Origin of the sequence: Pseudomonas sp. SG20056, assembly GCF_031764535.1 — a bacterium.
Taxonomy (GTDB): Bacteria; Pseudomonadota; Gammaproteobacteria; order Pseudomonadales; family Pseudomonadaceae; genus Aquipseudomonas.
In genome coordinates this window covers 2,674,997-2,694,983 of the sequence record NZ_CP134499.1, presented here as the reverse complement: position 1 = coordinate 2,694,983, position 19,987 = coordinate 2,674,997, and the positions used below count along the sequence as shown (strand labels likewise).

Annotated in this window: 17 protein-coding genes and 4 tRNA genes; 15 read left to right on the top strand and 6 right to left on the bottom strand. The window is 60.1% G+C overall.

The window, feature by feature from the left end; all coding sequences use genetic code 11:
* Window positions 1–18: 18 nt before the first annotated feature.
* Window positions 19–504 (top strand): glutathione peroxidase, encoded by a 486-nt coding sequence (locus tag RHP75_RS12875; protein WP_090387165.1) that lies wholly within the window; start codon window positions 19–21, stop codon window positions 502–504.
* Window positions 501–974, top strand: coding sequence for a MarR family transcriptional regulator (locus tag RHP75_RS12870; RefSeq protein WP_311088518.1), 474 nt, complete (start codon window positions 501–503; stop codon window positions 972–974). The genes RHP75_RS12875 and RHP75_RS12870 overlap by 4 nt, the downstream gene beginning before the upstream one ends.
* Here RHP75_RS12870 and RHP75_RS12865 read toward each other — a convergent pair.
* Complete coding sequence (locus RHP75_RS12865; RefSeq protein WP_311088517.1) at window positions 950–3,262, bottom strand: response regulator; 2,313 nt, start codon at window positions 3,260–3,262, stop codon at window positions 950–952. The genes RHP75_RS12870 and RHP75_RS12865 overlap by 25 nt on opposite strands.
* A gap of 99 nt (window positions 3,263–3,361) precedes the next feature.
* On the opposite strand from RHP75_RS12865, the gene RHP75_RS12860 reads away from it, so the two are divergent.
* Together RHP75_RS12860 and RHP75_RS12855 are read left to right on the top strand one after the other, a co-directional pair.
* Window positions 3,362–4,255, top strand: coding sequence for an ATP-binding protein (locus tag RHP75_RS12860; RefSeq protein WP_311088516.1), 894 nt, complete (start codon window positions 3,362–3,364; stop codon window positions 4,253–4,255).
* A complete protein-coding gene (locus RHP75_RS12855) occupies window positions 4,248–4,730 on the top strand; it encodes a GAF domain-containing protein (protein ID WP_311088515.1) in 483 nt (160 codons plus the stop codon). The genes RHP75_RS12860 and RHP75_RS12855 overlap by 8 nt, the downstream gene beginning before the upstream one ends.
* A gap of 70 nt (window positions 4,731–4,800) precedes the next feature.
* Here the strand turns inward: RHP75_RS12855 and RHP75_RS12850 are convergent, their stop codons facing one another.
* Both RHP75_RS12850 and RHP75_RS12845 read right to left on the bottom strand, forming a co-directional pair.
* The gene (locus RHP75_RS12850; RefSeq protein ID WP_311088514.1) at window positions 4,801–5,463 is read right to left on the bottom strand and encodes a glutathione S-transferase family protein; all 663 of its coding nucleotides are present in this window, start codon (window positions 5,461–5,463) and stop codon (window positions 4,801–4,803) included.
* A gap of 53 nt (window positions 5,464–5,516) precedes the next feature.
* The gene (locus tag RHP75_RS12845) at window positions 5,517–6,287 is read right to left on the bottom strand and encodes a hypothetical protein (RefSeq protein WP_311088513.1); all 771 of its coding nucleotides are present in this window, start codon (window positions 6,285–6,287) and stop codon (window positions 5,517–5,519) included.
* Between the two features lie 223 nt (window positions 6,288–6,510).
* On the opposite strand from RHP75_RS12845, the gene RHP75_RS12840 reads away from it, so the two are divergent.
* The 4 genes from RHP75_RS12840 to RHP75_RS12825 all read left to right on the top strand — a co-directional run bounded on the left by RHP75_RS12840 (window position 6,511) and on the right by RHP75_RS12825 (window position 6,916).
* Window positions 6,511–6,586, top strand: a tRNA-Glu gene (locus RHP75_RS12840).
* A gap of 37 nt (window positions 6,587–6,623) precedes the next feature.
* A tRNA-Gly gene (locus RHP75_RS12835) sits at window positions 6,624–6,699 on the top strand.
* A gap of 43 nt (window positions 6,700–6,742) precedes the next feature.
* Window positions 6,743–6,818: transfer RNA gene (locus RHP75_RS12830), tRNA-Glu, on the top strand.
* A 22-nt stretch (window positions 6,819–6,840) separates the two neighbouring features.
* Window positions 6,841–6,916: transfer RNA gene (locus tag RHP75_RS12825), tRNA-Gly, on the top strand.
* Between the two features lie 115 nt (window positions 6,917–7,031).
* Here the strand turns inward: RHP75_RS12825 and RHP75_RS12820 are convergent.
* Window positions 7,032–7,442 carry a PA2817 family protein gene (locus RHP75_RS12820; RefSeq protein WP_170048958.1) on the bottom strand — a complete coding sequence of 137 codons (411 nt, stop codon included), beginning with the start codon at window positions 7,440–7,442 and terminating at the stop codon, window positions 7,032–7,034.
* A gap of 64 nt (window positions 7,443–7,506) precedes the next feature.
* Entirely contained in the window at window positions 7,507–9,954 is a 2,448-nt protein-coding gene (locus RHP75_RS12815; RefSeq protein ID WP_311088512.1) for an acyl-CoA dehydrogenase, read from the bottom strand.
* Between the two features lie 153 nt (window positions 9,955–10,107).
* On the opposite strand from RHP75_RS12815, the gene RHP75_RS12810 reads away from it, so the two are divergent.
* From RHP75_RS12810 to RHP75_RS12790, 5 genes are all read left to right on the top strand, one after another.
* Window positions 10,108–10,767 (top strand): transglutaminase family protein, encoded by a 660-nt coding sequence (locus RHP75_RS12810; RefSeq protein ID WP_311088511.1) that lies wholly within the window; start codon window positions 10,108–10,110, stop codon window positions 10,765–10,767.
* 205 nt (window positions 10,768–10,972) lie between these two features.
* Complete coding sequence (locus RHP75_RS12805; protein WP_160084850.1) at window positions 10,973–11,905, top strand: ABC transporter ATP-binding protein; 933 nt, start codon at window positions 10,973–10,975, stop codon at window positions 11,903–11,905.
* 11 nt (window positions 11,906–11,916) lie between these two features.
* On the top strand, window positions 11,917–12,696 hold the full coding sequence (locus RHP75_RS12800) for an ABC transporter permease (protein ID WP_311091932.1): 780 nt from the start codon (window positions 11,917–11,919) through the stop codon (window positions 12,694–12,696).
* A gap of 90 nt (window positions 12,697–12,786) precedes the next feature.
* Complete coding sequence (locus RHP75_RS12795; RefSeq protein ID WP_311088510.1) at window positions 12,787–13,818, top strand: efflux RND transporter periplasmic adaptor subunit; 1,032 nt, start codon at window positions 12,787–12,789, stop codon at window positions 13,816–13,818.
* A complete protein-coding gene (locus tag RHP75_RS12790) occupies window positions 13,815–16,883 on the top strand; it encodes an efflux RND transporter permease subunit (RefSeq protein ID WP_311088509.1) in 3,069 nt (1,022 codons plus the stop codon). The genes RHP75_RS12795 and RHP75_RS12790 overlap by 4 nt, the downstream gene beginning before the upstream one ends.
* A 48-nt stretch (window positions 16,884–16,931) precedes the next feature.
* Here the strand turns inward: RHP75_RS12790 and RHP75_RS12785 are convergent, their stop codons facing one another.
* Complete coding sequence (locus tag RHP75_RS12785) at window positions 16,932–17,939, bottom strand: NADP-dependent oxidoreductase (protein ID WP_311088508.1); 1,008 nt, start codon at window positions 17,937–17,939, stop codon at window positions 16,932–16,934.
* A gap of 224 nt (window positions 17,940–18,163) precedes the next feature.
* Between RHP75_RS12785 and RHP75_RS12780 the strand changes: the two genes are divergently transcribed.
* Together RHP75_RS12780 and RHP75_RS12775 are read left to right on the top strand one after the other, a co-directional pair.
* Entirely contained in the window at window positions 18,164–18,925 is a 762-nt protein-coding gene (locus tag RHP75_RS12780; RefSeq protein WP_311088507.1) for an SDR family oxidoreductase, read from the top strand.
* A 147-nt stretch (window positions 18,926–19,072) separates the two neighbouring features.
* Window positions 19,073–19,957 (top strand): bile acid:sodium symporter family protein, encoded by an 885-nt coding sequence (locus RHP75_RS12775; protein ID WP_311088506.1) that lies wholly within the window; start codon window positions 19,073–19,075, stop codon window positions 19,955–19,957.
* Window positions 19,958–19,987: the final 30 nt, after the last annotated feature.

Genomic DNA, 19,987 nt, shown 5'->3' with positions numbered 1-19,987 from the left:
CTCCTCAGGATGACCAGCATGAGCAACGCACTCTTCGATATTCCGGTTACCACCATCAAGGGCGAGCAGAAGACCCTGGCCGATTTCGGCGGCAAGGCCGTGCTGGTGGTCAATACCGCCAGCAAGTGCGGTTTCACCCCGCAGTACAAGGGCCTGGAGAACGTCTGGCAGCAGTACAAGGATCAGGGCCTGGTGGTGCTGGGCTTCCCCTGCAATCAGTTTGGCAAGCAGGAGCCCGGTGATGAGGGCGCGATCAGCGAGTTCTGCGAGCTGAACTTCGGGGTGAGTTTCCCGCTGTTCAAGAAGGTCGATGTCAATGGCAGCGATGCCCACCCGCTGTTCGTCAATCTGAAGAAGAGCGCGCCAGGCTTGCTCGGCAGCCAGGGCATCAAGTGGAATTTCACCAAGTTTCTGCTCAGCGCCGACGGCACGGTGATCAAGCGTTTTGCCCCGACCACCAAGCCTGAAGATCTGACAGCCGAGATCGAAGCACTGCTGAAATGACCCAGGCCAGCTTGCACGTGGACGAGGGGCTGCAGCTGGACAACCAGCTGTGTTTCAAACTCTACGCCGCTTCACGGGCGGTGATCCGCGCCTACAAGCCCATGCTCGACCAGCTCGGCCTGACCTACCCGCAGTACCTGGCCATGCTGGTGCTGTGGGAGTGGCAGCAGCAACCGCCGGCGCTGCCAACGGTCAAGGCGTTGGGCGAGCGCCTGTTACTGGATTCCGGCACGCTGACGCCGCTGCTCAAGCGTCTGGAGCTGCAAGGGTTGTTGCAGCGCAAGCGTTCGGCCAGTGATGAGCGTGAGGTGCACTTGGCGCTAACCCCGGCCGGCTGCGCCTTGCGTGAGCAGGTGTTGCCGCTGAAAAACCAGCTACTGTGCGAGCGCGGGATTGATCTTGATCAGCTTGCCGCGCTGCGCAGCCAGGTGGGCGTGCTGCTTGATCAGTTTATGGTGCTTAACCACTGATCGAGCAGGGCTGCCAGCTCATCCTTGCGGAAGGGCTTGGCCAGGTAGTCATCCATTCCCGCAGCGCGGCAGCGCTCGCGCTCATCGGACAGTGCGTTGGCCGTCAGGGCGATGATCGGTAGCTCGGCGAACTCGCTTTTCTGGCGAATCCGCCGGGTGGTTTCATAGCCATCCATGACCGGCATATTGCAGTCCATCAGAATCAGATCGACCGCTTGGGTTTCCAGCAAGGCCAGCGCTTCGCCACCATGATTGGCCAGCAGCACCTCGCAGCCGAGTTTGCCCAGCATGCCCTTGGCTACAAGCTGATTGACTGGGTTGTCCTCCACCAACAGGACGCGCGCCTGGCGGTTGCGTTGCGGCTCGCTGTGCTGTTCGGCGGCATGTGCTTCGTCTTGACCGAGGGCGCGGCGCAGGGCCTGCAGCAGCGCCTGGCGTGACAGCGGCCGGGCCAGCTGTTCGATAGGTGAGAGTTTTTCCACCTGCTCACTGCTGAGAAAGTTGCCGTAGGCGCTGACCAACAGGATCGGCAGGTTGGAAAGCGTGCGCAGCTCATTCAGGCGCTGTGGGCAATCGCTGATCAGCAGATCGGCATCAAGCTGGCCCAGCGCGGCATCAGTATCCAGATGCTGATACTGGAGGCCCCAGCTCGGCAGCAGGCTTGCCAGTTGTTCACTGAGCCCCGAGCTGGCCGGGCTAAGCCCAACAATGCGCCCATGCAGCAGGGGAAGCTGTTTAGTGCTGGCTTGCCCAGGCAGCGGCAGGTCGACGCTGAAGGTGCTGCCAAAACCTTCCTGTGTCTCCAGGCTGAGCTGGCCGTGCATGGCTTCACAGAGGCGACGTGTCAGAGCCAGGCCTAGGCCGGTGCCGCCAAATTGTCGGGTGATACCAACCCCGGCTTGGGCAAACGGATGGAAAATCCGCGCCTGGGCGTCTTCGGCAATCCCGATGCCGGTGTCGCGGACAATGATCCTGACGCCACTGGCCTGGGCGCTGACGCTGATATCGACGCGGCCAAAGCGGGTGAACTTCAAGGCATTGGACAGCAGATTGCTGACAATCTGTCTGACCCGCGTTGGGTCGCCGAGCAGCTGGTTGGGCAGCAGTGGGTCGATCAGGCAGGTCAGTTCAACTCCAGGCGCGGCGTTCTGTGACAGCAGATTAGCGGTGTCTTCAACCATGCTCGCCAGGTCGAAGGGGATCTGTTCCAGCTCCAGCTGCCCAGCCTCGAATTTCGACAGGTCGAGAATGTCGTTGAGCAGCTCCACCAGCACCTTACCGGAGTCGTGGGCAATCGATAGCTGCTGGCGCTGCTCGTTATTCAGTGGGCCGTCCAGCGACAGTGCCAGCATGCCCAGCAAACCGTTGAGTGGTGTGCGGATCTCATGGCTCATGTTGGCCAGGAAGGCTGAGCGCGCCTGGGCCATGTCCAGGGCCGTGCGTTTGGCTTGCTCCAGCTCGCGGTTGGAGTCGAGCAGGCGACTATTGGCGGCTTCCAGTTGCTCGGTGCGCGCCGAGACCATGTCTTCCAGCTCGGCCAGGTAACGGGTCAGGCGACCTTCGGCTTGCTGGCGTTGCTCGATTTCACTGGCGATGCTGCTTAGCTGGCGGTTGGTCACATCAACCAGTACGCCAATTTCGTCGCGCTCATGGTTCGGCGGGTAGGGCAGCTTGGCGTTGTTGGGGCTGCGCAGGTCACGCTCGCTGAGGGCGCGGATAAACCCGGTCAGCGGCTTGGTCAGCATGAAATAGAACAGCACCAGCAGGATCAGCGACAACAGCAGGCTGCGAGCGAAGCCGGTCAGCAGGGTCAGTAGCGAGCGATTGAGGAAGTGGCTGCCAAAGGCGTAGGTGTCGACTTCCAGGCTTAGTTTGCCGAGGGCTTCATTGGGCGAGTGACTGACAAACAGGGCGGTTTCGAAGTGCCGGCGCTCGCCGAACATGAAGTCGCTAATTATTCGGTAGCGGCTTTCCATGGCTGGGCGGCTGACACTGGCCAGCGTCAGCTGGTTGTTGTCGATGATCTGTGCGCTGATCACAGCTGGAGAACGCAGCAGCCCCAGCACCAGTTCCTGGGCCAGTTCGGCGTCGATGTTGTAGGCGATGCGTGCAGCCGGGTTGTGGCTGATTTCCATCAACGCGTTGATCTCGCGGTTGATGGAGGCATCTTCGCTGGCATAATCGATGCCCACCTGTATCAAGCTGAGCGCCGTGCCGAGGATAAAGGCTACCAATACGGTCAAGCCGGCCTGTTTGAATGACAGGCGTTGGGTTAGCGCTATATCCATATGGGCCGGTTGTTCTCGTGTTGAGTAGCTTGCCAAGCATAGCCCATCTGTTTTGCCGGACGGCAGTGGCAGAGTTGCTTGAAAACCCTGGAGTGTGTTGTGGATTCGCGTTTAAGTGATTTTTTGTTGCGCGCTGAGGCTGTACTGGCCCGCTTAGAGCCCTTATTGCCGATACAGCGTCCGGTTATCGACTGGCAGCAGAGCCTGGCGGTACGTTGGCAGCGCGATGGTCGCAGTGGTTTTCTCGCGCCGCTGCAGGTCAGTCTGGATGTGAATCTGGATGATCTGATCGGGGTCGATCTTCAGCGGGCCCAGTTGGCGCGCAATACCCAGCAGTTTATCCAGGGTCTGCCGGCCAACCATGCGTTGCTCTGGGGCGCGCGTGGTACGGGTAAGTCATCGCTGGTGCGGGCGCTGCTGACCGAGCATGCGGCAGCGGGGCTGCGTCTGATCGAGATTGAACGTGATCATTTGGCCGATCTGCCGCGTATCGTCGAGCAGCTGAGCGAGCTACCGCAGCGTTTTGTGTTGTTCTGCGATGACCTGTCGTTCGAGGCCGGTGAGGGTGATTACCGCATGCTGAAAACCGTGCTCGATGGTTCCCTGGAGCGTGCGCCGGACAATGTGTTGCTGTATGCCACCTCCAACCGTCGCCATCTGTTGCCGGAAAAGCAGAGCGATAACGAAAGCTGGCAGCGAGTCGATGGCGAGCTGCACCCCAACGAGGCGGTGGAAGACAAGATTGCGCTATCTGACCGCTTCGGCCTGTGGTTGTCGTTCTACCCCTTCACTCAGGAGCATTTCCTCGACGTGGTCCGCCACTGGGTCGGGGTGCATGCCGCGCAGGCCGGCTTGGTCTGGCAATGGCACGACGAGCTGGAAAAGGCTGCCATACGCTGGGCCTTGGGGCGTGGTAATCGTAATGGGCGCTGCGCCTATCAATTCGCCCGCGACTGGGTGGGGCTGCAACTACTGAGTAAGCACGATGATTGATCTACAACAAAGCGGGCAGGGGCTCGACGGCTACCCACTGCTGGTGGCGCAACTGCAGGCGCTGTTGGCCGGGGAGCGCGACTTTATTGCCAATGCAGCGCAGTTCTCAGCGTTTCTGTTTCAGGAGCTGAGCGACCTGAACTGGGCAGGTTTTTACCTGGCCCGTGGTGAGGAGCTGGTGCTCGGACCTTTCCAGGGCAAAGTAGCCTGCGTGCGCATTCCTTTCGGTCGCGGTGTCTGCGGCGCCGCCGCGGCCACAGGGCAGACTCAGCGAGTTGACGATGTGCATGCCTTTGCCGGGCATATTGCTTGCGACAGTGCCTCCAATAGCGAGCTGGTGGTGCCGCTGTTCAAGGACGGGCGCTTGCTTGGTGTGCTCGATCTCGACAGTCCGTCGCTGGCGCGGTTTAGCACAGCGGATCAGGCTGGCATCGAGCTGCTGGTCGAGTTGTTTGTCGAACTGACTGATTGCTGAGCCAGTCCTCAAAGCAAGGCAAAAAAGCCCGGCAATCGCTGGGCTTTTTTATTGGGTGGTCAGCGATTGCTCAGGCTTTGGCGGCCATCTTGGCGAGCATCTTCAGCTCGCCGGGCAATACAGCCTGCACCGAGGCGCGCGCGGTGATTCGAGCATAGTGCGCACTCAGGTTGGGCCAGCGCTGCGTATCCAGTTGCTCGCCGCCATGCTGCATGTTGATCAGCTGGCAAGCCAGGGCCAGGTCGGCCAGGGTCAGGCTATCGCCGACCAGGTAGTCAGCTGAGCCGAGGGTCTGTTCCAGGTAGTCGAAATGCGCCGGCAGTTTTTCATGCAGGGCTTTCTGTACGGCGGCTTCATCGCAGCTCTGGCCCATGCTGGGTTTCAGCGCGCGGTTGCGAAATACGCTGAAGGTGCACAGCGGAGCCAGTTCATAGTCGGCATATTTCTCCAGCCAACGTACCTGCGCGCGTTGTTCGGCATTCTGTCCAAGCAGAGAGGGGCGCTCGGGGTGTTTGTCGTCCAGGTATTGGCAGATCACGCTGGAGTCGGCGAGGGTAAAGTCGCAATCCCTCAGGGCTGGAATGCGCCCTAGTGGGCTCAGCTCGCGATACCAGGTCGGCTGGCCGAACGGCAGGATGATTTCCAGCTGGTAGTCCATGTTCTTTTCAGCCAGAAACAGGCGAACTTTACGGACGAAGGGTGACAGCGGGGCGCCATAAACAGTCAGGCTCATTTGCACGGCACTCGTAGGCAGGGCGATAGCGCGCAAGTCGCGCGCTGGCAGGGTTAGTCGTAGATGTTCTTCTTCTTCCACTCGTCATCGCCGCCGAGAGATTCCAGGCCGGCATCGAGTTCGCTCGGTAGATCGGTGGCGGGTTTGCTGCTTTCCAGAACCATAGCGTTGGCGCGTGCCAACTGCTCTTCGAATTTCTTCAGGGCGTTCTGGTAAGGGGCTGGGTCGGGTTGCTTGCGCAGGTATTGCGCGCCGCGCTCGAATGCCAGGCGGGCCTGGCCTGGTTGATTTTGTTGCAGGGCCTGCTGGCCGAGGTTGCCGAAAAACTCGATGTGCACCTGGGTCAGCATATGGCGCACTTCTTTGAGCCAGTGCTTGGCCTCGTTGGTCGGGATAATCCCGTCTTTGGCGCAGCGGGTCAGTTGGCCGTGAAGGTTTTCCAGCTGGAAGCGCACTTCTTTGGCTTTGGCTTCATTGATGATGGGTTGCGGCGGATTGTTTACAGTAATTGACTCGCCCTGGGCGATCAGTTTGCGCAGCTCTTCAATGCGCGCCTTGAGGGCGTTGTTACCCTTTTCCAAAGGCAGCATGCGTTCACTGAAGTGTAATTGCAGGCGACTGAGCATCAGTTTCAGTGCCGGGGTCATCAGCTGGCCGGGGAGGGCTTCGGCGAGGTCCGTGCAGCGGCGCAGGCGATCATTGAGGTCAGCCTTGATGCGCGCCTTCTCCAGTTTGTTGTTCTCGACCATATGATTGATGTAGGCAATGGCGATCAATACGACGATGCCAGAAACAATCAATATGGTAATCACGAGTGGGGACATGGGTGGAGCCTCTCGATCACCAGTTTTCGTCCGAGTGTAGTGCCTTAGCCGGGAGGCTGATAGAGCTGCCTCACATTCGCAGCTGAAGTCGTTGATTTATAAAAATTTTTACACAGAGGTTGACGGGCCTTTCAAGGCTCCATAGAATGCGCGCCACTTCGTAGCGCAATGCCTCACGGCAAAACGTGTAGAAGCCGGATAGAAGTTGTAGTTTCCGGGCTGCGTCCCCTTCGTCTAGTGGCCTAGGACACCGCCCTTTCACGGCGGTAACAGGGGTTCGAGTCCCCTAGGGGACGCCACTTCTTTATGAAGTGTGCTGCTAAAACCAAGTTGCATGCGGGAATAGCTCAGTTGGTAGAGCACGACCTTGCCAAGGTCGGGGTCGCGAGTTCGAGTCTCGTTTCCCGCTCCAAATTAAGGTGATCTGCTCAGGCAGGTAGCCGACAAGTTCCAAGGTCCCCTTCGTCTAGTGGCCTAGGACACCGCCCTTTCACGGCGGTAACAGGGGTTCGAGTCCCCTAGGGGACGCCATTTTTGTTGTACCAAGTTGTATGCGGGAATAGCTCAGTTGGTAGAGCACGACCTTGCCAAGGTCGGGGTCGCGAGTTCGAGTCTCGTTTCCCGCTCCAAATAGTCAAGAACGCCGCTCACTGAGCGGCGCTTTTGTTTGTGCTGTTTTTAGTGTCCACAAAAAAGCCCGCCGGCGATGCCGTGCGGGCTTTTTTGTTTCTGGCAGAGGCTTCTTTAGTGCTTGCTGCCTTGCGCAGGCATGGCCAGCAGCTGTTTTTCCTGATTCCAGTCGAAGGGTTCGTCGTTCTCTTCGGCGTAAAAGCGGCGTTCTTCAAGGGTCTGGTACATTTCGATTTCTTCGTCGGGCATGAAATGCAGGCAGTCGCCGCCGAAGAACCAGAGCAGGTCGCGCGGCACCAGGTGGGCGATTTGCGGGTAGCGCTGGAAGATCTGGCTGATCAGGTCCTGGCCCAGGTAGAGGCTGGCTTCCGGATCGCTCGGCAGGTCGCTGAGCAGCTCGTCATAGCGCTCTAGGTACATGGCGTGGCTGTCATCGAGAATCTGCTCGGCTTCGCCCAGGGCGACCAGAATGGTGCGCAGGTGCTGCAGCAGGGCGAGGTGATGGTCGATGTGGGTATTGGCCATGGGGTAATCCTGTAGGGGTAAAGCGGGCGCGCAAGTATAAGGCTCACGTCGCCCGCTGTCCTCGTTAGCGCACCTTGCCGGAGCCTAGAGTCAGTTCTTCCTTGGCGAAGTCATCGACATCGATCACCATCCGGCGCGCGGCTTCGGCTTGTTGCAGGCTGTGCGCTTCATCGGCGCTGAGAACCCCAGCAGCCAGCGCGGTATCGATCAGGCTTTGCCCTGGCAGTTCCTGAATCTGGCCGGCTTTGACGGCCTTGTGCAGTTTCTTCTGCAGGCCCTGTGCGTCTTGCAGCAGGTTCATCGCATATTGCAAAGCCCCCACTGGGTCCTGTTCGGCTTGTGGGCGATAACAGCCTTCGAGCAGTTCCTCCAGCGCCGGATCGCCGCTGTTACGGCCGATGATGCCCGCCACTTCGGCGTCCAGTTCATCGCTCGGGCCTTTGTGACGGCGGCCCAGCGGCAATACCAGTACGCGCAGAGCGCAGCCGAGCAGTTTGCTGGGGAAGTTGCTGAGCAGCTCTTCCAGCGCCTGTTCGGCCTTGCTCAGGCTTTCTTCCACGGCCCAGCGCAGCATGGGTTGTGAATGCTCGGGATAACCGAGGTCGTGGTAGCGCTTGAGCGCGGCAGAGGCCAGGTAAAGGTGGCTGAGTACATCACCGAGGCGCGCCGACAGGCGTTCGCGGCGTTTCAGTTCGCCGCCGAGCAACATCATGCTGGTGTCTGCGAGCAGGGCGAAGGACGCCGCCAGGCGGTTGAGGGCGCGGAAATAAGGACGGCTGATACGGTCGCCCGGCACCTGGCTGAAGACGCCAAAGCCGAGGCTGAGCAGCAGGCTGCTGGCGGCGTTGCTCACGGCAAAACCGATATGTTGCAGTAGCAGTTCATCGAATTGCTGCAGCGCCTGATCCTGGTCTTCGTGGCTGGCCAGGGCCATTTCCTTGAGTACGTAGGGATGGCAGCGAATCGCGCCCTGGCCAAAGATCATCAGGTTGCGCGAGAGGATATTGGCCCCCTCCACGGTGATAAAGATTGGCGCACCTTGCCATGAGCGCGCCAGGTAGTTGTTCGGGCCCATAACGATGCCCTTGCCGCCGTGCACGTCCATGGCGTGGCTGATGCATTCGCGGCCGCGTTCGGTCAGGTGGTATTTGAGGATGGCCGAGAGCACTGAGGGTTTTTCGCCGAGATCCACCGCATTGGCGGTGAGGATGCGTGCGCTGTCCATCAGCCAGGCGTTGCCACCAATACGCGCCAGGGCTTCCTGAATGCCTTCGAAGGCTGAAAGCGGTACGTTGAACTGCTCGCGAACCTGGCTGTACTGGCCGGTGGTCAGGCTGGTGAACTTGGCTGCGCCGGTACCGACTGCCGGCAGGGAGATGGAGCGGCCCACGGACAGGCAATTCATCAGCATCATCCAGCCTTTGCCGAGCATTTCTTCACCGCCGATCAGGTAGTCCAGCGGGATAAATACATCCTTGCCGGAGTTCGGGCCGTTCATAAAGGCCGCGCCGAGCGGCAGATGGCGGCGGCCGATTTCTACGCCGGGCGTTTCGGTGGGTACCAGGGCCAGGCTGATGCCGAGGTCTTCCTCTTCGCCCAGCAGGTGCTCGGGATCGTAAGCCTTGAAGGCCAGGCCAAGCAGGGTGGCGACGGGGCCGAGGGTGATATAGCGCTTTTCCCAGTTCAGGCGCAGGCCGATCACTTCCTCACCTTGCCACTGGCCTTTGCAGATGATCCCGGTGTCCGGCATGGCGCCAGCGTCGGAGCCCGCCAGGGGGCCGGTGAGGGCGAAGCAGGGGATGTCTTCACCGCGTGCAAGGCGCGGCAGGTAATGGTCACGCTGCGCCTCGGTGCCGTAGTGCAGCAGCAGTTCGGCCGGGCCAAGGGAGTTGGGCACCATCACGGTGGAGGCCAGGTCGCCGGAGCGGGTGGCCAGCTTCATGGCCACCTGGGAGTGGGCGTAGGCGGAAAAGCCCTTACCGCCGTATTGCTTGGGGATGATCAGGGCGAAGAAGCCATGTTGCTTGATATGTGCCCAGGCTTCGGCGGGCAGGTCCATCTGTTGACCGATCTGCCAGTCACTGACCATGGCGCACAGCGCTTCGGTCGGGCCATCGATAAACGCTTGCTCTTCCTCGGTGAGTTGCGCCTTGGGGTAGGCGAGCAGGGTGTCCCAATCCGGGCGGCCGCTGAACAGCTCGCCATCCCACCACACCGTGCCGGCTTCGATGGCGTCGCGTTCGGTGGCCGACATCGGCGGCAGCACGCGCTTGAACCAGGCAAACAACGGTGCAGTGAACAGGCTACGGCGTTGTTGCGGCAACAGCAGCGGCAAGGCCACGGCCAGCAGGAGCAACCAGAACAGCCCCATCAGCCAGGAAGGGGCATGGCTGAACACGCCCATCAGGATCAGAAAACTGGCCACGATACCCATTGCGAGCAGGGGGGCGGTGCGGCGGTGAGCGAGAAAGGCCGTGCCAAGCAGCAGGGCGAGTAACCAGAGAGCGAGCATGCAGAGTCCTCCATGATGACAATGCGTTATTTACGCACCATCACGAGCGTAGTCGTCATTGATGGCGACAAGAGCGGTGAGCTTGGCCGAATCGTCGTGACATTGGCCGGACTCGCGTCGTTAGACTGGTTTCTCAGCCATGGAGAAACCTTGATGCGTGAATACCTCAAGCCCGGCCGCTTCACCGATAGTGACCACCCAGCGCTGGTGGAGTTCGCAGAAAAATTTCGCGGGGCCAGTCGTGACCCGCGTCAACAGGCGATCAATCTCTACTACGCGGTGCGCGATGAAATTCGCTACAACCCCTATGTATTCAGCCGCGACGCCGACACCTTGAAAGCCAGCCACGCATTGCAGGCGGGAGAAAGTTACTGCGTGCCCAAAGCCAATTTGCTCGCCGCCTGCGCTCGCCATTGTGGCATTCCGGCACGCATCGGCCTGGCCGATGTGCGCAACCACCTGGCCACTCCACGCCTGTTGGAGATGCTGCGCAGTGAAGTGTTCGCCATGCATGGCTACACCGAGTTGTACCTTGAGGGCCGCTGGGTCAAGGCTACGCCGGCGTTCAACCTGGCGCTGTGCCGGGTATTCAAGGTGGCGCCGCTGGAGTTCGATGGTCTGAGTGACAGCGTATTTCACCCGCTCAACCAGCAAGGCGAACGTTACATGGAATACCTGTGTGATCACGGCCAGTTTGCCGATGTGCCGGAGCCGCTGTTCTTCGGTCATCTGGCCGCTTGCTACCCACATCTGTTTGCCGATGACGCGCTGTCGATCAGTGGCGACTTCGCCGCTGAGGCTTTGCCCGGCTGATCTATCGACAGGGCTGATAAGCACCATCGGCAACTGCCGGGTTTAATCTGCACCTGGCGCTGGTAGGCTGCTGCCCAGCCGTGGGGGCGGCAGTTTTGCGCAAAGATGCTGTGGTGGAGAGGCTCCAGGCGCTAGACTTGGACCACTTCGCGCGTAGGCGCAGCCCTCTCGAATTTCTTTTATCTGATCAGGTGTGCGCATTTTTATGAGTACCGCTCTGTCCATTCGCCAGTTGACCAAGACCTATGGCAACGGCTTCCAGGCGCTGCACGGCATTGACCTGGATGTGGCTGAAGGCGATTTCTTCGCCTTGCTCGGCCCCAACGGTGCCGGCAAATCCACCACCATCGGCATTCTTTCCACCCTGGTGACCAAGAGCAGCGGCACGGTGAACGTCTTCGGTCACGATCTGGACAAACAACCTTCGGCGCTCAAGCGCTGCCTGGGTGTGGTGCCGCAGGAGTTCAATTTCAACCAGTTCGAAAAGGCCTTCGACATCGTCGTCACCCAGGCCGGTTATTACGGTATCCCGGCAAAAATCGCCAAGGAGCGTGCCGAGCAATACCTCAACCAGCTCGGCCTGTGGGGCAAGCATAATGTGCCGTCGCGCGAACTTTCCGGCGGGATGAAGCGCCGCCTGATGATCGCTCGCGCCCTGGTGCATCAGCCGCGTTTGTTGATTCTCGATGAGCCAACGGCCGGGGTGGATATCGAACTGCGCCGTTCGATGTGGAGCTTTCTCACCGAGCTGAACGAGCAAGGCATCACCATCATTCTCACCACCCATTACCTGGAAGAGGCCGAGCAGCTGTGCCGCAACATCGGCATCATCGACCACGGGCGGATTGTTGAGAACACCAGCATGAAGGACCTGCTGAAAAAGCTGCATGTGGAAACCTTCCTGCTCGACCTCAAAGAGGCGCTGCTGGTCGCCCCGCAACTGATCGGCTACCCGGCGCAGTTGCTCGACGGGCATACCCTGGAAGTGCAGGTGGACAAGGCTCAGGGCATTACCGAGCTGTTCCGCCAGTTGGCCTTGCAGAACATCGAGGTGCTCAGCTTGCGCAATAAAACCAATCGGCTGGAGGAGCTGTTTGTTTCCCTGGTCGAGAAGAATCTGGCGAAGGTGGCGGTATGAGCACGGCTTATCTGAACTCCGAATTCACCGCCAACATGGTGGCGCTGCGCACCATCGTCTACCGCGAGATCCGCCGCTTTACCCGCATCTGGCCGCAGACCCTGCTGCCGCCAGCGATCACCATGGTTCTGTACTTCGTGATCTTCGGCAACCTGATCGGCAGCCAGATCGGCGACATGGGTGGCTTCACCTATATGGAGTACATCGTGCCGGGGCTGATCATGATGTCGGTGATTACCAACTCCTACGGCAACGTGGTATCGAGCTTCTTCGGCAGCAAGTTCCAGCGCTCCATTGAAGAGTTGATGGTTTCGCCGGTGTCGCCGCATATCATCCTCACCGGTTATGTGATCGGTGGTGTGCTGCGCGGCCTGGCGGTGGGTTTTATCGTCACCTTGCTGTCGCTGTTCTTCACTCATCTGCAGGTGCATCACCTCGGGGTGACGGTGCTGGTGGTGCTGCTCACCGCGACCATCTTCTCCCTCGGCGGCTTTATCAACGCCGTGTATGCGCGCAACTTCGATGATATTTCGATCATCCCGACCTTTGTGCTGACGCCCCTGACCTACCTGGGTGGGGTGTTCTATTCGATCAGCCTGTTGCCTCAGTTCTGGCAGATGGTATCGCTGGCCAATCCGGTGCTGCACATGGTCAACGCCTTCCGCTATGGCATTCTCGGGGTATCCGATATCCGCATTGGTGTGGCCATCGCCTTTATGCTGGTCGCCACTGCAGTGCTGTATGGCGTGTGCATCCGCTTGCTGGTCAGTGGCCGTGGTATGCGCCAGTAACTGACAGCCAACATCGGGAAACATTTTTAACGGCTGATCTGCGCGGCTCGGCCGTTAGACTCAGCCTCTACAAAGAATTAGGGGTTGTATATGTTTGCCCGCGCGCATGCTCTGTTCGCTACGGTCTTTTTGCTGTGTTCGCTTGCCAGTGTGCACGCGCTGGCCAATGGAGGGCCGCTGGTCGAGGTGGTCAAGGCCGAGCGCAGTCTGGTGCGCGATGAGCTGGTGACCTTCGGTTCACTGAGCCCCGACGAGTCGGTGATGATCCGTCCGGAAATTGCCGGGCGCGTGGCGCAGCTGCATTTTCGCGAAGGCCAGCGTGTCGCAGCCGGTGCATTGCTGGTCAGCCTGGATGATTCGATTACCCGCGCCGAACTGGCGCAGGCGCAGGCCAACCTGAACCTCGCGGAAAAGAACTTTCAGCGCGCGCAGATGCTGTTCAAGCGCGGTGCCAGTAACGCACAGGCGCTGGATGAAGCCAGCGCCCAGCAACAGGCTTCACGCGCCAACCTGGCGCTGTCTCAGGCGCGTCAGGACAAGACGCGCATCCTTGCGCCCTATGATGGCGTGCTGGGTTTGCGCGCCGTCAGCCCCGGTGATTACCTCAGCGAGGGCCAGGACATCGTCAACCTGGAAGTGCTCGATCCGCTCAAGGTGGATTTCCGCATTCCGCAAAAAGCCGTCAGCCAAATCCGCCTCAAACAGCTCATTGAAGTCAGTCTGGATGCTTACCCGGGTGAGCGCTTCAACGGTGAGATTTTCGCCATCAACCCACGTCTGGACGAAGCCGGACGCAGCCAGGCGATTCGCGCGCATATCAGCAACAGTGACGGCCGCCTGAGCCCCGGGCAGTTCGTGCGGGTCTCGGTGATCCTCGCCGAGCGGCCGAATGCCCTGGTGATTCCAGAAGAAGCCATCATGCCGGTGGGCGACAAGCTGCTGGTCAACCTGGTGGTGGAGGGCAAAGTCGAGGTGCGCGAAGTCAAGCTAGGCAAGCGCCTGGCTGGCAAGGTCGAGGTACTGGAGGGCCTGCAGGGTGATGAAACGCTGATCAGCGCCGGCTGGCAAAAGGTTCGTCCCGGCGCGCCGGTGCGTACCAAGGTGGTGGAGCAAGCGTCATGACCCTGTCGGATATCTGCATCCGCCGGCCGGTATTTGCCACCGTACTGTCGCTGATTGTGGTGCTGCTTGGCTTGATGGCCTATGACCGACTTGCCGTACGCGAGTACCCGAATATCGACGTGCCGATTGTCACGGTCAACGTCACCTATCCGGGAGCCAGCCCGGAGATCATGGAGTCCCAGGTCGCTCAGCCGATTGAGGACGTGTTGTCGGGCATCGACGGGCTGGATTTTGTCAGCTCCATCAGCCGCTCGGAAAACACCCAGATCACTGCGCAGTTCCGCCTGGGCAGCAACTCCGATGAAGCCGCCAACGATGTACGCGACCGCCTGGGCCGGGTGCGCGGCCTGCTGCCGGATGAAATTGCCGAGCCCATCGTGCAGAAGGTCGAGGCCGATGCCCAGCCGGTGATCTGGTTGGCCTTCTATAGCGAACGCTACAGCGCCATGGAAATCACCGATGTGCTGGAACGGGTGATCAAGGATCGCCTGCAGACCATCCCCGGTGTTTCCGAAGTGCAGATTCGCGGCGCGCGCACCTTCGCCATGCGCATCTGGCTGGACCCGGAAAAGCTTGCCGCGCACAACCTCACCGTGCAGGACGTGGAAGATGCCCTGCGTCGGCAGAACGTCGAGATTCCCGCCGGGCGCATCGAATCGCAGCAGCGCGAATTCACCGTGCTCTCGGAAACCGACATGAACACCCCGGAGCAGTTCAACCAGCTGATCCTTGATGATTCGCGCGGTTACCTGCTGCGCCTGGCGGATGTCGGTTACGCCGAAATCGGCGCCCAGGATGAGCGCAGCATCGTCCGCTACAAGGGCCAGCCGGCCGTATCGATGGGCATGATCAAACAGGCCACCGCCAACCCGCTGGATATTTCCGATGGCTTGGCGGCGGCTTTGCCAGATGTGCGCGAATTGCTGCCTGAAGGCATGGAAATGGCGGTGGCCAACGACAACTCGCTGTTTATCCGCGAGTCGATCGACAACGTGTTTATCACCATCTGGGAAGCGGTGGGGCTGGTCATCCTGATCATCTTTATCTTCCTGCGTTCGCTGCGCGCCACCATCATTCCGCTGGTGACCATTCCGGTGTCGCTGATCGGCGCCTTCGCCCTGATGAGCCTGATGGGCTTCACCATCAATACCCTGACTCTACTGGCTATGGTGCTGGCCATCGGCCTGGTGGTGGACGATGCCATCGTCATGCTGGAGAACATCCACCGGCATATCGAGGAGGGCATGCAGCCGCTGCAGGCGGCGCTCAAGGGCAGTCGTGAGATTGCCTTTGCGGTGATTGCCATGACCCTGACCCTGGCCGCCGTGTTTGCCCCCATCGGCTTTATGCAAGGCACCACCGGCAAGCTGTTTACCGAGTTTGCCTGGACCCTGGCCGGCGCGGTGCTGGTGTCGGGTTTTGTCGCCCTGACCTTGACGCCGATGATGTGCGCGCTGCTGCTCAAACCGCATCAGGCCGGTGAGCGGCACAACCGGGTATACAACCTGATCGAGAACTTCCTCAACGGTCTGACCTACAGCTACAAGCACTTGCTGGCCAAGGCTCTCAGCGCCTGGGTGCTGGTGGTGGGCGTGCTGTTGCTCACCGTGGCGGCCTGCGTGCTGCTGTTCTCGGGGCTTAAATCCGAGCTGGCGCCGACCGAAGACACCGGCACCATTATCGGCGTGTTCAATGGCCCGGATGGCGCCACCATCAATTACACCGGGCGTTATGCCCGTGAGATTGAAGCGGCTTACGACAGCATCCCGGAAACCAATCGCTACATGGTCATCGCCGGCTTCCCCACGGTAGCCCAGGGCATTTCCTTTATGAAGCTGGAAGACTGGGCGGACCGCTCGCGCAGCCAGTTCGAGATTCGCAATGAATTGCTGCCCAAGCTGCAGGATATCGCCGGGGTGCGCGCCTTCCCGGTCAACCGTCCACCGCTCGGGCAGAGCGCGCGTAACCAGCCGGTGAACTTCGTGATTCGCTCCTCCATGGAATACAGCGAGCTCCAGGGCTATGTCGATCAATTGCTCAACCAATTGCGCGATTATCCCGGGTTGGAAAGCCTGGACAGCGACCTCAAACTCAATGCGCCGCAGCTCAAGGTCGCGGTCAATCGTGAGCAGGCCGTAGCCGTGGGCACCGATGTGGCGACCATCGGCCGCAGCCTGGAAAGCCTGTTCGGCAGCCGTCAGGTGACGCGTTTCAAGCAGAACGGTGAGCAGTACGATGTGCTGGTGCAGTTGCAGGGCGTGGACCGCAGCAACCCGCAGGATCTCGACCGTGTCTATGTGCGTGGCCGCGATGACAGCATGGTGCAGCTGTCCAATCTGATCGAGGTGCGCGAGACCGTGGCGCCGCGCGAGCTCAACCACTTCAACCAGCTGCGTGCGGTAACGGTAAGTGCCAACGTGGGCTCCGGTTACACCCTGGGTGAAGCCTTGGCACATTTGGAAAGCACAGCGCGCACGGTTTTCCCGGCGGAGACCCAATACGACTACACCGGCACGTCGCGAGACTTCAAGGAGTCCAGCGCCGGCATTGCGCTGATCTTCGCCCTGGCCCTGGCGTTTATCTTCCTGGTGTTGGCGGCGCAGTTTGAAAGCTTTACTGACCCGTTGATTATTCTGTTCAGCGTGCCGCTGTCGATGGCCGGGGCTTTGTTGGCGCTGACCTTGTTCGGTGGCACCTTGAACATCTACTCGCAGATCGGCCTGGTGACGCTGATCGGCCTGATTACCAAGCACGGCATCCTGATCGTCGAGTTCGCCAACGTGTTGTTGCGTCAAGGCCATGCGCTGCGTGATGCGGTAATCGAGGCGTCGGTACAGCGCCTGCGACCGATTCTGATGACCACCGGGGCGATGGTGTTGGGTTCGCTGCCATTGGCGATTGCCACGGGGGCAGGGGCGGAAAGCCGTCAGCAGATCGGTATGGTGATTGTCGGCGGCCTGTTGGTCGGCACCTTCTTCACCCTGTTTGTAATTCCGACCCTGTATATGCTGCTGCGCCGCTGGCGGCCGATAAAGCAGGACAGTGAGGCAATGGCAGTCGCCTGATGCCTGGTTTTCGTAGGAGCGGCGCTTAGCCGCTCCTACGAAATTGCCTCAGTCGACTTTCAGCACCAGCTTGCCGAAGTTTTCGCCGCTGAATAGCTTGAGCAAGGTTTCCGGGAAGGTAGTCAGATCGCTGACAATATCCTCCTTGGATTTCAGCTTGCCACTGGCCAGCCAGCCGCCCATCTCAGCAGCCGCTTCGGCAAAGCGCGGGGCGTAGGTCATCACCACCATGCCTTCCATGCGTGCGCTGTTGACCAGCAGATTGAGGTAGTTGGCCGGGCCTTTGACCGCCTGCTTGTTGTTGTACTGGCTGATCGCACCGCAGATGATCACCCGCGCCTTGAAGGCCAGACGGGTGAGCACCGCATCGAGAATGTCGCCGCCGACGTTATCGAAGTAGACATCCACACCTTTCGGGCACTCGCGCTTGAGGCCGGCGATCACGTCCTCGCTCTTGTAGTCGATGGCGCCATCGAAACCCAGCTCATCAATCAGAAACTTGCACTTGTCCGCACCGCCGGCGATGCCGACCACACGGCAACCCTTGAGCTTGGCGATCTGCCCGGCGACGCTGCCGACCGCGCCGGCTGCGCCGGAAATCACCACGGTTTCACCGGCTTGCGGCGCGCCGACATCGAGCAGGGCGAAGTAGGCGGTCATCCCGGTCATGCCCAGTGCCGACAGGTAAAGTGGCAGCGGCGCGCGCTTGGGGTCGACCTTGTAGAAGCCCTTGGGCTCGCCGAGGAAATAATCCTGCACACCAAGAGCGCCGTTTACATGGTCGCCCACGGCAAAGTCCGGGTGCTGCGAGGCCACCACTTCACCCACGCCGAGGGCGCGCATCACTTCGCCAATGCCGACCGGCGGGATGTAGGACTTGGCGTCATTCATCCAGCCGCGCATGGCCGGGTCCAGCGACAGGTAGGCGTTCTTCACCAGAATCTGGCCGGGGCCGGGTTCACCGACGCTGGTTTCCACATAGCTGAAGGTCTCGCGGCTGGGCAGGCCGACCGGGCGTTGGGCAAGCAGGAACTGGCGGTTGAGTGGGGCAGTCATGGCAGGTACTCACTGAACGGAAAGCCTGTTGATAGCCCGTGCTGGCCAGTGGGGCAAGGCTTGCCCGTGGGCCGAATGCTTGTAAATCCATTCGAGTGATAGCCGTGCTGGGGTGTTAATCACTCATTTCAATGAGGTCATCACCAGCAGTTTGATAGTGCTGCCTTGGAATCACCGAGCTGATTAGACTCAATGCAGTTTCTAATCCTTGCGAGGACACGCAGATGAGCTTTAGCTTTTCCGGCCGGGTTGCCCTGGTCACCGGTGGTGCAGCGGGTATTGGTCGTGCCACGGCACTGGCGTTCGCTAACGAAGGCTTGCAGGTGGTGGTGTCCGACGTTGATGTCGAGGGTGGCGAAGCGACTGTCGCGCTGATCCGTGAAGCGGGCGGCGATGCGCAGTTCGTGCGTTGTAACGTGACCCGCGATGCCGAGGTCAAGGTGCTGATGGAGCGCACACTGGGCGCTTACGGCCGCCTGGATTATGCCTTCAACAACGCCGGTATCGAGATCGAGAAGGGTAAGCTGGCCGAGGGCACTGAGGCCGAGTACGACGCCATCATGGGCGTCAACGTCAAAGGCGTGTGGCTGTGCATGAAGCACCAGATCCCGCTGCTGCTGGCCCAGGGTGGCGGCGCCATTGTCAACACCGCGTCGGTCGCCGGCCTGGGCGCCGCGCCGAAGATGAGCATCTATGCCGCGTCCAAGCACGCGGTGATCGGCCTGACCAAATCCGCAGCGGTCGAGTACGCGAAGAAGAAAGTGCGGGTCAACGCGGTATGCCCGGCGGTGATCGACACCGATATGTTCCGCCGCGCCTATGAAGCCGACCCGAAGAAGGGCGAGTTCGCCGCCGCTATGCATCCGGTCGGGCGCATCGGCAAGGTCGAGGAAATCGCCACCGCAGTGCTGTACCTGTGCTGCGATAACGCGGCATTTACCACTGGCCAGGCGCTGGCGGTGGATGGCGGTGCCACGGCGATCTGATTTCATTCAGCAATAAAAAAGGCGCCCATCTGGGCGCTTTTTTTATACCTCGCCATTTCTTTCACACGATTGGCCACTAAAGTCACTGCAGTGTTCTACGTCGCTGTTCAAGATCGCCCAGCGCTTTGATCAAGGAGTAAGAAAGCCGTGACTGCTGACCCGTTATTGACCCTGTTCCTGCCTATCGCCTTGGGCATCATCATGCTTGGCCTGGGTTTATCGCTGACCCTGGCGGATTTTGCCCGGGTGGTGAAATTCCCCAAACCAGTGCTGATTGGCCTGGCGTGCCAGTTGTTGCTGCTGCCGCTGGTGTGTTTCTTTCTGGCCAAGGCCTTTGGTCTGGCCCCGGCACTTGCGGTGGGCTTGATGCTGTTGGCGGCTTCGCCGGGAGGTACCACGGCCAATCTCTACAGCCATCTGGCTCACGGCGATGTGGCACTGAATATCACACTGACAGCGGTGAATTCGGTGATTGCGGTGCTGACCATGCCGCTGATCGTCAACCTGTCGCTGGCTTACTTTATGGAGGGCGATCAGGCCCTGCCGTTGCAGTTCACCAAGGTGGTGCAGGTGTTTGTCATTGTGCTGGGGCCCGTGGCCATCGGCATCTGGATACGCAGCCGCTTCCCTGGCTTTGCCGCGCGTATGGAAAAGCCGGTGAAGATCATCTCCGCGCTGTTTCTGCTGATCATCATCATCCTGGCGGTGGTCAAGGATTGGCAGACCTTTGTCGATTACGCACCGCTGGTGGGCGGCGCGGCGCTGGCCTTCAACCTGATCAGCCTGGCGGTGGGTTACTGGGTGCCGCGTTTGTGCAAACTGAGCCTGCGCCAGTCGATTGCCATCGGCATGGAGATCGGCATTCACAATGGCACCCTGGCAATTGCCCTGGCACTGAGCCCGATGCTGCTGAATAACGCCACCATGTCGATCCCGGCGGCGATCTACAGCATCATCATGTTCTTTACCGCTGCGGCTTTTGGCTGGTGGGTGAACTTCGCCCATGGCAAAGAATTGAAAGCCACTGAATAGCTATGGCCGAGTATGAAAAAGCCCGCCACT